13 protein-coding genes are annotated in these 12,103 nt (G+C 70.5%); 6 read left to right on the forward strand and 7 right to left on the reverse strand.

Features of this window, described 5'->3' with window-relative positions; all coding sequences use genetic code 11:
* A partial coding sequence (locus tag C667_RS14555; protein WP_004367215.1) for an alcohol dehydrogenase catalytic domain-containing protein occupies window positions 1-660 on the reverse strand: 660 nt, incomplete at its 3' end.
* 221 nt (window positions 661-881) lie between these two features.
* On the opposite strand from C667_RS14555, the gene C667_RS14560 reads away from it, so the two are divergent.
* The 3 genes from C667_RS14560 (at window position 882) to C667_RS14570 (ending at window position 4,215) form a co-directional block, all read left to right on the forward strand.
* On the forward strand, window positions 882-1,379 hold the full coding sequence (locus C667_RS14560) for a peroxiredoxin (RefSeq protein WP_004367216.1): 498 nt from the start codon (window positions 882-884) through the stop codon (window positions 1,377-1,379).
* A complete protein-coding gene (locus C667_RS14565) occupies window positions 1,354-1,842 on the forward strand; it encodes an FKBP-type peptidyl-prolyl cis-trans isomerase (RefSeq protein WP_012585468.1) in 489 nt (162 codons plus the stop codon). The genes C667_RS14560 and C667_RS14565 overlap by 26 nt, the downstream gene beginning before the upstream one ends.
* Before the next feature lie 141 nt (window positions 1,843-1,983).
* Window positions 1,984-4,215 (forward strand): ABC transporter ATP-binding protein, encoded by a 2,232-nt coding sequence (locus C667_RS14570; protein WP_051174678.1) that lies wholly within the window; start codon window positions 1,984-1,986, stop codon window positions 4,213-4,215.
* Between the two features lie 582 nt (window positions 4,216-4,797).
* On the opposite strand, the gene C667_RS14575 is transcribed toward C667_RS14570, so the two are convergent.
* Both C667_RS14575 and gloB read right to left on the reverse strand, forming a co-directional pair.
* Window positions 4,798-6,237 carry a transglycosylase SLT domain-containing protein gene (locus tag C667_RS14575; protein WP_004367221.1) on the reverse strand — a complete coding sequence of 480 codons (1,440 nt, stop codon included), beginning with the start codon at window positions 6,235-6,237 and terminating at the stop codon, window positions 4,798-4,800.
* A gap of 6 nt (window positions 6,238-6,243) precedes the next feature.
* Window positions 6,244-7,017 (reverse strand): hydroxyacylglutathione hydrolase, encoded by a 774-nt coding sequence (gene gloB, locus C667_RS14580; RefSeq protein WP_004367223.1) that lies wholly within the window; start codon window positions 7,015-7,017, stop codon window positions 6,244-6,246.
* Between the two features lie 28 nt (window positions 7,018-7,045).
* On the opposite strand from gloB, the gene C667_RS14585 reads away from it, so the two are divergent.
* From C667_RS14585 to dnaQ, 3 genes are read left to right on the forward strand one after another with little or no spacing between them, the layout of a single operon-like run.
* On the forward strand, window positions 7,046-7,771 hold the full coding sequence (locus tag C667_RS14585; RefSeq protein WP_004367224.1) for a methyltransferase domain-containing protein: 726 nt from the start codon (window positions 7,046-7,048) through the stop codon (window positions 7,769-7,771).
* A 2-nt stretch (window positions 7,772-7,773) separates the two neighbouring features.
* Window positions 7,774-8,232 carry a ribonuclease HI gene (rnhA, locus tag C667_RS14590; RefSeq protein ID WP_004367226.1) on the forward strand — a complete coding sequence of 153 codons (459 nt, stop codon included), beginning with the start codon at window positions 7,774-7,776 and terminating at the stop codon, window positions 8,230-8,232.
* Between the two features lie 13 nt (window positions 8,233-8,245).
* Entirely contained in the window at window positions 8,246-8,971 is a 726-nt protein-coding gene (dnaQ, locus tag C667_RS14595) for a DNA polymerase III subunit epsilon (RefSeq protein ID WP_004367228.1), read from the forward strand.
* 55 nt (window positions 8,972-9,026) lie between these two features.
* On the opposite strand, the gene C667_RS14600 is transcribed toward dnaQ, so the two are convergent.
* The 4 genes from C667_RS14600 to mutS form a co-directional block, all read right to left on the reverse strand.
* A complete protein-coding gene (locus C667_RS14600) occupies window positions 9,027-9,437 on the reverse strand; it encodes a CBS domain-containing protein (RefSeq protein ID WP_004367231.1) in 411 nt (136 codons plus the stop codon).
* Between the two features lie 14 nt (window positions 9,438-9,451).
* Window positions 9,452-9,655: a (Na+)-NQR maturation NqrM gene (nqrM, locus tag C667_RS14605; protein ID WP_004367234.1), complete on the reverse strand. Its 204-nt coding sequence runs from the start codon at window positions 9,653-9,655 to the stop codon at window positions 9,452-9,454.
* A gap of 123 nt (window positions 9,656-9,778) precedes the next feature.
* Window positions 9,779-10,549, reverse strand: coding sequence for a fused MFS/spermidine synthase (locus C667_RS14610; RefSeq protein ID WP_004367237.1), 771 nt, complete (start codon window positions 10,547-10,549; stop codon window positions 9,779-9,781).
* A 113-nt stretch (window positions 10,550-10,662) separates the two neighbouring features.
* Window positions 10,663-12,103, reverse strand: a 1,441-nt coding sequence (mutS, locus tag C667_RS14615) for a DNA mismatch repair protein MutS (RefSeq protein ID WP_004367240.1), incomplete at its 5' end; no start/stop codon positions are given.

Genomic DNA, 12,103 nt, shown 5'->3' on the forward strand with positions numbered 1-12,103 from the left:
CTGGCGGGCGAAGGCCTGGCTTGCGCTGTCGCCTGGACGGGTGAAGGCGTACACCTCGCGGCCCTGCCACACCGCCACCTGCGCGATGATGTGGGCGGCCGCGCCGAAGCCGTAGAGGCCGATGCGGTGCGCCTCGCCCGCCATCTCCAGTGCGCGGTAGCCGATGAGGCCGGCGCACAGCAGCGGCGCGGCCTCGGCGGCGTCGAGGGCCTCGTCGAGCGGGAAGCAGTAGCGCGCGTCGGCCACGGTGTATTCGGCGTAGCCCCCCTGGATCTGGTAGCCGGTGAAGCGCGCCGCGTCGCAGAGGTTCTCGCGGTGGCTCTCGCAGAAGCCGCAATGCCCGCAGGTCCACCCCAGCCAGGGCACGCCGATGCGCTGCCCCGGCACGAGGTCCGTGACGCCTGCTCCGGGCTCGACCACGCGGCCGACGATCTCATGGCCGGGGATCATCGGCAGCACCGGGTCGGGCAGCTCGCCGTCGATGAGGTGGAGGTCGGTGCGGCATACGCCGCAGGCCTCCACCCGCAGCAGGACCTGCCCGGGGCCGGGGTGCGGCACCGCCAGATGCACCGCGCGCAGGGCCTCGCCGGGGCGTTCGAGCTGCATCGCGCGCATGCTGGCGGGGCGCTTGGCGGGGGCGTTCGGATGGGGCCGGGACATGCTGGCGGTCTCCAGGAAAGGCGGAACGATGGTGCGCTGCGACTTGAGTACGGCCCCGATCTGGGCTATTCGTTGCACAAGGTGTCGGCTGGCGGCACCCGACACGACGACCAGGAAAAGGGAGGAAGGCCCCCATGCTCGACCAGTCCCAAGCCCGCGGTCCCGGCGGTAGTGTTCGCCTGGGGTCTCGGCTAGAATCCGGGCCACATCAGGGAGAACACATGCTGCAGAGCGGAGACATCGCCCCCGCGTTTTCGTTGCCGGATGCCGACATGGAAATTTTCGACCTCGCGTCGGCGGCCGGCAAGCACAATGTCGTTCTCTACTTTTACCCTCGCGACAAGACCCCGGGTTGCACGCGTCAGGCCGCCGATTTCAGCGACCACGACGACGAGTTCGCCCGCTACGACTGCATCGTGGTCGGCGTGAGTCCGGACGACTGTCTCACTCACGCCGAGTTTCGCGACCAGGAAGGGCTGTCGATCCGCCTGCTCTCCGATTCGGACACCGAGGTGTGTCGGCTATACAACGTATGGCAGGAGCGCGAAGTCGACGGGATGAAGAAGATGGGCGTGCGGCGGTCGACCTTCGTGATCGACAAGCAGGGCAGGATCCGCCACGCGCTCTACGATGTGACACCCCGCGGCCACGCCGCCGCGGTTTTCGAACTGGTCAAGGAACTGGAACCCCGGAATGCAAAACGAAATCGTCAAGAATAGCGTGGTGACGCTGAAGTACACCGTGCGCGACCCCGAAGGCGCGGTGATCGACGACGGCGAGCACCCCCTCGTCTATCTTCACGGCGGCTACGACGGCATCTTCCCGCTGCTGGAGGAGGCCCTGCACGGCAAGAAGGTCGGCGAGCAGCTGCAGGTCAAGCTGCAGCCCGAAGACGCCTTCGGCGACTACGACGAGGAATTGATCCTGGTCGAGGACGCCAAGCTCTTCCCGGACAACATCGAGATCGGCATGAGCTTCGAGCGCGTCTCCGAGGACGGCGAGGAAGACATGATCTACCGCATCACCGACATCGCCGACGGCAAGGTCGTGGTCGATGGCAACCACCCGCTGGCCGGCGTGGCGCTGGTGTTCGACGTCACCGTCGCCGAGGTGCGCGCGGCGAGCGCCGAGGAGATCACCCACGGCCACGTGCATGGCCCCGGTGGGCACCACCACCACTGATCCTGCAGATGTCTGCAAGGGGCCGCGCAAGCGGCCCTTTCGACATGTGGACGGCTCATGTGGCGCCGCGGTGCGCGGCAGAAGCCGTCCGCGTCCCTTCGCTTCGACCTGCTGGGGCCCCTCGAGGGTCGTCTCCTGCGCATGAACGCTCCGCTCCCCGCCGATCTCCCTGAAGCCGCGACCGCGGCGCTGCTGCACGTCGAAGGCCTGGGGGTGGCGATCGCGCGCAGCGATGGCGAGGACGTCCGCCCGGTCGACGGGGTGGATTTCGCCATCGCCGCAGGCGAGACCTTTGCGCTCCTGGGCGAATCGGGCTGCGGCAAGTCGATGACCGCGCTCGCGCTCGCCCGCCTGCTGCCCGACGGAGGCCGCATCGCCGCCGGCAGCGTGCGCCTGGGTGGAGAGGACCTGCTCGCGCTGCCCGAGGCGGCGATGCGGCGGGTGCGCGGCGGGCGCATCGGCATGATCTTCCAGGAGCCGTCCACCAGCCTCAACCCGGTGATGAGCGTGGGCGCGCAGATCACCGAGGTGCTCGCCGCCCACGGCCTGCGCGGCGAGGCGGCGCGCGCCGAGGCCTGCCGCCTGCTCGCCGCGGTGGGCATCCCCGACCCCGAGCGCCGGCTGCAGGAGTTTCCCTTCCAGTTCTCGGGCGGGATGAAGCAGCGCGTGATGATCGCGATCGCGCTCGCCGGCCGCCCGCGCCTGCTGATCGCCGACGAGCCCACCACCGCACTCGACGTCACCATTCAGGCCCAGGTGCTCGACCTGCTCGCCGCGCTGCAGCGGCGCGAGGGCATGGCGATGTTGCTGATCACTCACGACCTCGGCGTAGTGGCGCGCGTCGCCCACCGCGTGGGGGTGATGTACGCCGGCCAGGTGGTGGAGACCGGCCCGCGCGCGGCCTTCTTCGCCACGCCGCTGCATCCGTATTCGCGCAAGCTCTTCGCCGCGCTGCCCGAGGCGGCCAAACGCGGCGGCGCGCTCGACGCGCCCGTGGGCAGCGTGCCGCGGCCCGATCGGCATTTCCCCGGCTGCCGCTTCGCCGAGCGCTGCCCGGCGGCCTTCGACCGCTGCGACGAGGAGGCGCCGGCCTGGCACGCGGTCGGCGTGCAGGCGGTGCGCTGCCATCTGTACGAAGGCGTGGCGGTGCCGCGCCCGCTCGTGGCCACCCTCGCCGGCGCCGTCGACACGGTCGCGGCGCGTCCGGCGCAGAGCGTGCTCGAGGTCGCCGAGCTGGCGGTGCATTTCCCGGTGCGCAAGGGTTTCCTGCGCCGCACCGTCGGCTACGTGAAGGCGGTCGATGGGGTGAGCCTGCGCCTGCAGCCCGGACGCACGCTCGCGCTGGTGGGCGAGTCGGGCTGCGGCAAGACCACCGTGGGCAAGGCCCTGCTGCGCCTGATCGAGCCCACCGCGGGCCGGCTATGGCTCGACGGCGAGCGCTACGACACGCTGCCGGTCCAGGCCCTGCAGCCGCTGCGGCGCGCGGTGCAGATGGTGTTCCAGGACCCCTTCGCCTCGCTCGATCCGCGCATGCGGGTGGGCGAGATCATCGAGGAGGGTCTCGTCGCGCTCGGTATCGGCGCCGACCACCGCGCGCGCCAGGCCCGCGTGGCCGAGCTGCTCGAGCGTGTGGGCCTGTCGGCGGAGATGCGCTGGCGCTATCCGCACGAGTTCTCCGGCGGTCAGCGTCAGCGTATCGCGGTAGCGCGCGCGCTCGCGGTGTCGCCGCGGGTGATCGTGTGCGACGAACCCACCAGCGCGCTCGACGTCTCGGTGCAGGCGCAGCTGCTCAACCTGATGCGCGAGCTGCAGCGCGAGGAGGGCCTCGCCTACCTGTTCATCACGCACAACCTCGCGGTGGTGGAATACCTCGCCGACGAGGTCGCGGTGATGTATCTCGGCCGCATCGTCGAGGAGGGCCCGATCGAACGCGTGCTCGGCGTGCGCGCCCACCCCTACACCCGCGCGCTGCTCGCGGCGGTGCCGCGGATCGAGGGGGTGGATGGGGCGGTGCCGGATGGGGGCGTCTCCGTGGGTGGTTCGAGCCGCGTCGAGGCGGCTGGTGGTGAGGTGGCCGGTGGTGAGGCGGCGGATGGTGGGGAGGTGACCGGTCGGGAGGTGACCGGTCGGGAGGTGACCGGTCGGGAGGTGACCGGTCGGGCGGTGGTGGCAGCGGAAAGCCCCGGCGCAGATTCCACGCCCCCCGGCACGATCATGGCCGACCTGCCTTCCCCGCTCGCTCCGCCGGCCGGCTGCCATTTCCACCCGCGCTGCCCACACGCGACCGACGTATGCCGAATCCGCTATCCCGAGCCCGCCGACCTCGGCCAGGGCCACCGCGTGCGCTGCCACTGGCCGCTCACCCGTCACTGATTGGAACGCCCCTGCACGGATTGGCCGCAACGATGCGGCCGGTTTTCTGTAGGAGCGCCGGCAGCCGCGAACGGGCTGCGGTCCATGCGCCGGCGCTTTTTTCGTCGCCGAATTCGCGCCTGCCGGCGCTCCTACATGGGGTCGTCGCGGCGATGCGGCCGGTTTTCTGTAGGAGTGCCGGCAGGCGCGAACGGGCTGCGGTCCATGCGCCGGCGCTTTTTTCGTCGCCGGATTCGCGCCTGCCGGCGCTCCTACATGGGGTCGTCGCGGCGATGCGGCCGGTTTTCTGTAGGAGTGCCGGCAGGCGCGAACGGGCTGCGGTCCATGCGCCGGCGCTTTTTTCGTCGCCGAATTCGCGCCTGCCGGCGCTCCTACATGGGGTCGTCGCGGCGATGCGGCCGGTTTTCTGTAGGAGTGCCGGCAGGCGCGAACGGGCTGCGGTCCATGCGCCGGCGCTTTTTTCGTCGCCGGATTCGCGCCTGCCGGCGCTCCTACATGGGGTGGTCGCGGCGATGAGGTCGGCTTTCTGTAGGAGCGCCGGCAGGCGCGAACGGGCTGCTCTCCTGCAAAGGGGTGCGAAGATCAGCGCTTCTTGCTGCGCTTGGCGGAGCGCTTTTCGCCGGGGCGCGGCTTGGGCTTGGGCGACTTGAGGCGGGGTTCGCCGCTGCGGGCCTTGGTGGTGCTGAGCTTGAGGCCGGGCTGGCGGGCGGCCGTGGCGGCGAGCGGGAGCAGGCTGGTCACCTCGAGCGCGCCGTCCGGATCGATGCCGTCGGGCACCAGCAGCGAATAGCCTTCGCCCGGCTGGCTGCCGGGGCCGAGGCCGTTGAGCTTGCGTAGCTCGGCCGAGCTCAGCCCGTGGCGGGCGGCGACCGCCTCGAGGGTCTCGCCCGCGGCCATCACGTGCATCCGCCATTCGCCGTCTTCCTCGTCGAGCTCGGCGAGGCCTTGCTGCAGCTGCTCGGCGCGGTCGGTGGGGACGATGAAGGTCTGCCCCGGCGTGGTTACCGCCGGACGGTTGAAGCTCGGGTTGAGGGCGAGGAATTCGTCCAGCGGCATGCCGGAGAGCTTCGCCGCGGTGGCGAGGTCCACGCCGATCGGCGCCTCGACGCTGACGAAGTGCAGCTCGTTGGCGACGTAGGGCAGCTCGAAGTGGAAGAGCTCGGGCTCGGAGACGATGTTCTTGATCGCCTGCAGCTTGGGCACGTAGTTGCGCGTCTCGTCGGGCATGCGCAGGTGCTCGTATTCGAGCGGCAGGCCGTTCTCGGCGTTGCGCTTGAGCGCGCGCTGCACCGCGCCTTCGCCCCAGTTGTAGGACGCGAGCGCGAGGTGCCAGTCGCCGTGCATCTCGTAGATGCGCTGCAGGTAGTCGAGCGCGGCGTTCGTCGAGGCGATCACGTCGCGGCGCTCGTCCACCCAGTGGTCCTGGGTAAGGTTGTAGTGCTTGCCGGTCGAGGGGATGAACTGCCACAGGCCGGAGGCGTGCGCGCGCGAGTAGGCCATCGGGTTGTAGCTGCTCTCGACCATCGGCAGCAGCGCGATCTCGGTGGGCATGCCGCGGCGCTCGAGTTCGTCGACGATGTAGTAGAGGTAGCGCCCGCCGCGCTCGAACACCTGCTTGAGGAAGCGCGGGCGGTTGAGGTAGAAGCCCTGCTGGTCCATCACGCGCTGGCTGTCGAGGTCGGGCATGCCGAAGCCGCGGCGGATGCGGTCCCAGATGTCGTTGGCGTCGCGGGTGAGGTCGAGCGTGAGCACGCGCGCCGTCTCTGGCGCGGGTATCGCGGACAGCAGGCCGTCAGGCGCGTCGCCGAGCCGGAGCGAGGTGGCCGGGAGCGAGGTGGCCGGGAGCGAGGTGGCCGGGAGCGAGGTGGCCGGGAGCGAGGTGGCCGGGAGCGAGTCAGGAGCCTTGTCCTGGCCCGCCACGGGCGGGGCGAGGACGGCCAGGGCGAGGGCGCAGGCGGCCAGCAGCGGGCCACGCCTGCGGCTGCCGCGGGGATGGGCGGCACAAGAAGCGGAAGAGGTCATCGGGGCTCAGAAGCGGTCCTTCCAGGCACGCAGCGCGGCGAGGCATTCGAGCGCGTCCTGCGGGCGGCTGCCGGCATGCGCGGCGACGGCCTCGATCACCCCGGGCTGCTCGCAGCGCAGGAAGGGGTTGATCGCCCGCTCGCGGGCGATGGTGCTCGGCAGGGTGGGTTCGCCGCGGGCGCGCAGCGCCTCGCAGTGCGCGGCCCAGGCATCGCGTTCGGCGTTGTCGGGCTCGGCCGCGCGTGCGAAGGCCAGGTTGGACAGCGTGTATTCGTGGGTGCAATACACCCGGGTGTCGGGGGGCAGCGCGGCCAGGCGGGCGAGCGAGTGCCCGAGCTGGGCCGGCGTGCCTTCGAAGAGCCGGCCGCAGCCGGCGGAAAAGAGCGTATCTCCGCAGAACACCAGGCCGGGCTCGATGTCCATGCCGACATAGGCCACGTGGCCGGCGGTGTGGCCGGGCACCTCCAGCACGCGCAGCGCGATGGCGGGCGCGGGCAGGTGGATCTCGTCGCCGTCGACGACGCCATGGACGACGCCCGCGATCGATTCGCCCGCGGGACCGTACACCGGCACGCGGTGGCTCGCCACCAGCGCGCCGATGCCGCCGGTGTGGTCGGGATGGTGGTGGGTGACCAGGATCGCGGCGAGCGTGAGTCTGTGCTCGCGCAGGGCTTCCTCGACCGGGGTCGCGTCGCCCGGATCGACCACCAGGGCATGGCGGCCGTCGTGGACGAGCCAGATATAGTTATCGCGGAAGGCGGGAATAGGGATAATGTCCATCCCGCGAATTGTGAGGACCTGAGTGCCGATGTCAATCCTCCGGTTCGAGGAATGGCTGCAGACCCCGCAGGGGCGTTACCTGCTCGACTGGGAACAGGACGGGCTGGACCGGCTGGTGGCGGACCTCTTCGGCTATCACGCCGTGCAGCTCGGCCTGCCCGGGTTCGAGCTGCTGCGCGCCAATCGCATGCCGCGCCGGATCAATTGCGGCCCGCAAGGCCGCGACCTGCGTTGCAGCGAGTACGAGCTGCCGTTTGCCACCGGCAGCCTCGATCTGGTGCTGCTGCCGCACGTGCTCGAGTTCTCCGCGCATCCGCACCGGGTGCTGCGCGAGGTCGAGCGCGTGCTGGTGCCCGAGGGCAGCGTGGTGATCAGCGGCTTCAACCCGCTCAGCCTGTGGGGCCTGCGCCGCGTGCTCGCGCGTCGTGGTGCGGAGCCGCCGTGGAGCGGCCACTACCGCTCGGCGATGCGCATCCGCGACTGGCTCAACCTGCTCGGCTTCGAGATCCAGGAGAGCCGCTTCGGCTGCTACGCACCGCCGCTGCGCACGCCGCGGTGGCTGGAGCGCTGGGGCTGCATCGATCGCGCCGGCTCGCGCTGGTGGCCGGTGCTGGGGGCGGGCTACCTGCTGCACGGGATCAAGCGGGTGCAGGGCATGCGGCTGATCACCCCCCACTGGCGCGGCCGCAAGGCCGTGGCCAAACGACTTTCGCCGGTCGCCCAGCGCGACGGCTCGACGAGGAACATGCAGTAGCGATGGAAGAAGTGGATATCTATACCGACGGCGCCTGCAGCGGCAATCCCGGACCCGGCGGCTGGGGCGCGATCCTGCGTTCCGGCCCGCACGAGAAGGAGATCTTTGGCGGCGAGCCGGCGACGACCAACAACCGCATGGAGCTGCTCGCGGTGATCCGTGCCCTCGAGGCGCTCAAGCGCCCGGTGGCGGCACGGGTGCACACCGACAGCCAGTACGTGCAGAAGGGGATCTCGGAGTGGATCCACGGCTGGAAGGCGCGTGGCTGGAAGACGGCCTCGAAGGAGCCGGTGAAGAACGCCGACCTGTGGCGGGCGCTCGACGAGGCGGCGTCGCGCCACCAGGTGAAGTGGCTGTGGGTGCGCGGCCACAACGGCCACCCCGAGAACGAACGCGCCGACGCGCTCGCGCGCCGCGGCGTGGATGCGGTGCGCAAGTCCGGCGCCGCGGTGGACTGCTGAGGAGCTGCCGGCAATGAGACAGATCGTCCTCGACACCGAAACCACCGGCCTCGACTGGCGCAACGGCGACCGTGTCATCGAGATCGGCTGCGTCGAGCTGCTCGACCGCGGCCTCACCGGCCGCCACTACCACGTGTACATCAACCCCGGGCGCGGCATCGACGCCGAGGCGGTGGCGGTGCACGGCATCACCGAGGAGTTCCTCGCCGACAAGCCGAAGTTCGCCGACATCGTCGCCGACTTCGAGGACTTCGTGCGCGACGCCGAGCTGGTGATCCACAACGCGAGCTTCGACGTCGGCTTCCTGGACGCCGAGCTCGACCGCCTCGGGCGCGCCAGGCTGGGCGTGCTGTGCGCCGGGGTCATCGACACGCTGAAGCTCGCCAAGGAGCAGAACCCGGGCAAGAAGGCCTCGCTCGACGCGCTCTGCGACCGCTACGAGATCGACAACGCGCACCGCGAGCTACACGGCGCGCTGCTCGACGCGGAGCTGCTCGCCGAGGTCTTCCTGGCGATGACGCGTGGTCAGGAGAGCCTGATGATCGGGCTCGACGATGAGCCCGCGCCGCGCGAATCCGACAGCGAGGGCGCGCCCGTGCTGCGCGCGGCGATCCGCGTCCTGCGCGCGAGCGCGGAGGAAAGCGCTGCCCACGACGCGGCGCTGGCCGACATCGCGAAGGCGAACAAGGGCCTCTGCCTGTGGCTGCCGCCCGCAGCGGAGCCGGCGCAGGCGGGGTGAGCGGAAGACACGCGGCACCGACCGCGGCCTTGCGGGAGCGCCGTCGCGGTGACCTTCAGCGTTCCTCGCGACGGACCTTCTCGAGGCCCTTGAGGATGTCGTGGCGGGAGAGCTGGCCGATCAGGCGCGAGCCCTCGACCACCGGCAGGCTGCGGTAGTTCTTGGACAGGAAGAGCTCGATCGCATCGATCAGGCTCGCGCTCGCCGAGATCGAGGTCACGTCGCGGCTCATGAAATCTTCCACCGTGCCCTCGTCGCGGCGGAAGTACGAGGCGTCGAGCGCCGCCTTGAGGCAGTCCTTCTCGGACAGGAAGCCGACCAGGCGCTGGTTCTCATCGACCACCGGCGCACCGCTGAGGCCGCGCTTGAGCAACAGATGAACCGCCTTGAGCAAGTCGGTGTTCGGCGAAAAGGCGAGGTGGTCGCCGACCATGTAGTCCTTGACGAGCAGGGAACCGAGCATCATGTCTCCCGGGAAAGTCAGTGTTGTTGTTCGGCCTGCGCCGCCAGCGTGCGGGCCTGCCGTTTCGAGCACGGCTTCTTGCAGCCGAACTCGCAGTCCTGGCCCATCGCGCCGAGCCCGCCGCAGCTGCCGGCGATGGGTTTGCGCCCGAAGAGGACGCCGACCGCCATCCCCAGGATCACGAGACCGACGACGAGCAGGGTGATGAGGAAAGTGTTCATGATTTACAGCCTATCGGGTTGCGGAAGTTCAGGCATCCGAACGGGTAGACAATAGCGCGGGCCGGCGGGTTCTGGCCATGGGGGCGTGTGGCCGGAGTCCGGTGCTGCCGGCTCGACCGCGCCTCAGATGCGCAACATGCCGCCGGGCAAGCCGCCCGCGGCCTCCAGGCGGGTCACCGTGGGCAGGAGGTCGAGGCCGGTCTCGGTCTTCAGCTGGCGGGCACGCTCGCGCAGCTCATCGACGCCGCGCTCGATCGGCTCGCCCGCCGTGCCGAAGGCGACGACGTTGCCGCTGTCGCAGGACGGGAAGGCGAGCGCACGATCATCAAAGGCACGCACGATGCGCTCCAGGCTGGCCTTGTAGCCGCGCGAGCGCCCGAAAAGGTTCACCGCCATGATCCCGCGCGCTGACAGCCGCGCGCGCACCGCCTGGTGGAAGGGCTCGGTGTCGAGCACGCCGGCGCGGGCGTTGCGGTCGAAGCCGTCGATCAGCACGTAGTCCCAGGTCTCGTCGTGCTCGAGCACGAACTGCGCGCCGCAGCCGATGTGGACCGAGAAGCGCGCATCCTCCGTCGGCAGCTTGAAGAACTGGCGCGCCGCGGCGACCACCGCGGGCGCGATCTCGACCACGCGGATCTTCGCCTGCGGCAGGTGGTGGTGCACGAAGCGCGCCAGCGAGGCCGCGCCCAGGCCGATGATCAGCACCTTGCGCGGCCAGTGCGCGCCGTCGGCGGCGAGACCGTCGCGCAGCAGCAGGCCGGCCATCATCTCGCGGGTGTAGGCGAGCTCAAGCGCGTAGGGCTTGCGGATGCGCATCGCACCCTGGATCCAGTCCGAGCCGAAGTGCAGGTAGCGCACGCCGGCTTCTTCGGAGATGTCGATGGGGGGATTCATGGGGTGTGAGGCGTAAGGGGTGAGGGGTGAGGAGCGGGGGGTACGGGGAGGCTCGTGGACGCGTCGGGCGCTGGGGGGCGATTAGCACAGGGCGATGATCCGGGGTGGTCCGCTCAGCCGGCGGCCAGGCGCTTGAGGGCATACAGGCGCTCGAGCGCCTCGCGCGGGGTGAGCGCGTCGGGGTCGATATCGGCGAGCTCGGTCAGCACCGGGTGCGACAGCGGCCCATCTTCGGGTTCGGGCAGCATGGCGAAGAGGTCGGCCTGCGGGCCGGCGTCGATCTCGCGGTTCTCCAGCGCGCGCAGCCGGCGCTTGGCGTCGCGGATCACCGCGGCCGGGATGCCGGCGAGCGCGGCGACCTCGATGCCGTAGCTCTGGCTCGCCGGGCCTTCTTCGAGCGCGTGCAGGAAGACGATGCGGTGGCCGTGCTCGACCGCGTCCAGGTGCACGTTGGCGCACTCGGGATAGTCGGCGTTGAGGCGGGTGAGCTCGAAGTAGTGGGTGGCGAACAGCGTCAGCGCGCGCGACTTCTCCAGCAGGTGGCGGGCGATCGCGAAGGCGAGCGCGAGGCCGTCGAAGGTCGAGGTACCGCGGCCGATCTCGTCCATCAGCACCAGGCTGCGCTCGGTGGCGCCGTGCAGGATGGCGGCGGCCTCGGTCATCTCGACCATGAAGGTGGAGCGCCCGGAGGCGAGGTCGTCCGAGGCGCCGATGCGGGTGAAGATGGCGTCGAGCGGGCCGAGCTCGGCGGCGTCCGCCGGCACGAAGCTGCCGACGTGGGCGAGCAGGCAGATGAGCGCGACCTGGCGCATGAAGGTCGATTTGCCGCCCATGTTGGGGCCGGTGATCATCAGCATGCGGCGGGTGGCGGCCAGGCGCGCGTCGTTGCGGATGAAGTTCTCGACCTGGCGCTCGACCACCGGATGGCGGCCGCCGACGATGTTCAAGCCTGGGGTGTCGACGAAGCGCGGCTGCACGTAGCCGTAGCGCAGCGCGGCCTCGGCCAGCGCGGCGAGGCCGTCGAGCAGGGCGAGCGCACGCGCGATGCGCTGCAGCGTCGAGATGTGCGCGGCGAGCACGTCCAGCACCTGGTCGAAGAGCGCCTTCTCGCGCGCCAGCGCGCGCTCGTTGGCCGACAGCGCCTTGTCCTCGAAGGCCTTGAGTTCGGGCGTGATGTAGCGCTCTGCGTTCTTCAGCGTCTGGCGGCGGCGGTAGTCGTCGGGCACCTTGTCGGCGTTGGCGCGGCTGACCTCGATGTAGAAGCCGTGCACCTTGTTGAACTCGACCTTGAGCCCGGGGATGCCGCTGCGCTCGCGCTCGCGTACCTCCAGCGCCATGAGGAATTCGCCGCAGTTGGTCTGGATGCCGCGCAGCTCGTCGAGCTCGGCATCGAAGCCGGGGGCGATCACGCCGCCGTCGCGCACCATGGCGGCGGGCTCGGCGGCGATGGCTTGCTGCAGCAGTGCGAGCGGCTCGGGGGCGATGGCGAGCGCGCCGACGATCTCGGCGAGCAGCGGCGCGCGGCAGGGGGCGAGGGCGGCGGCGAGCTCGGGT

It is taken from the genome of Thauera phenylacetica B4P, from assembly GCF_000310225.1.
Classification (GTDB): Bacteria; Pseudomonadota; Gammaproteobacteria; order Burkholderiales; family Rhodocyclaceae; genus Thauera; species Thauera phenylacetica.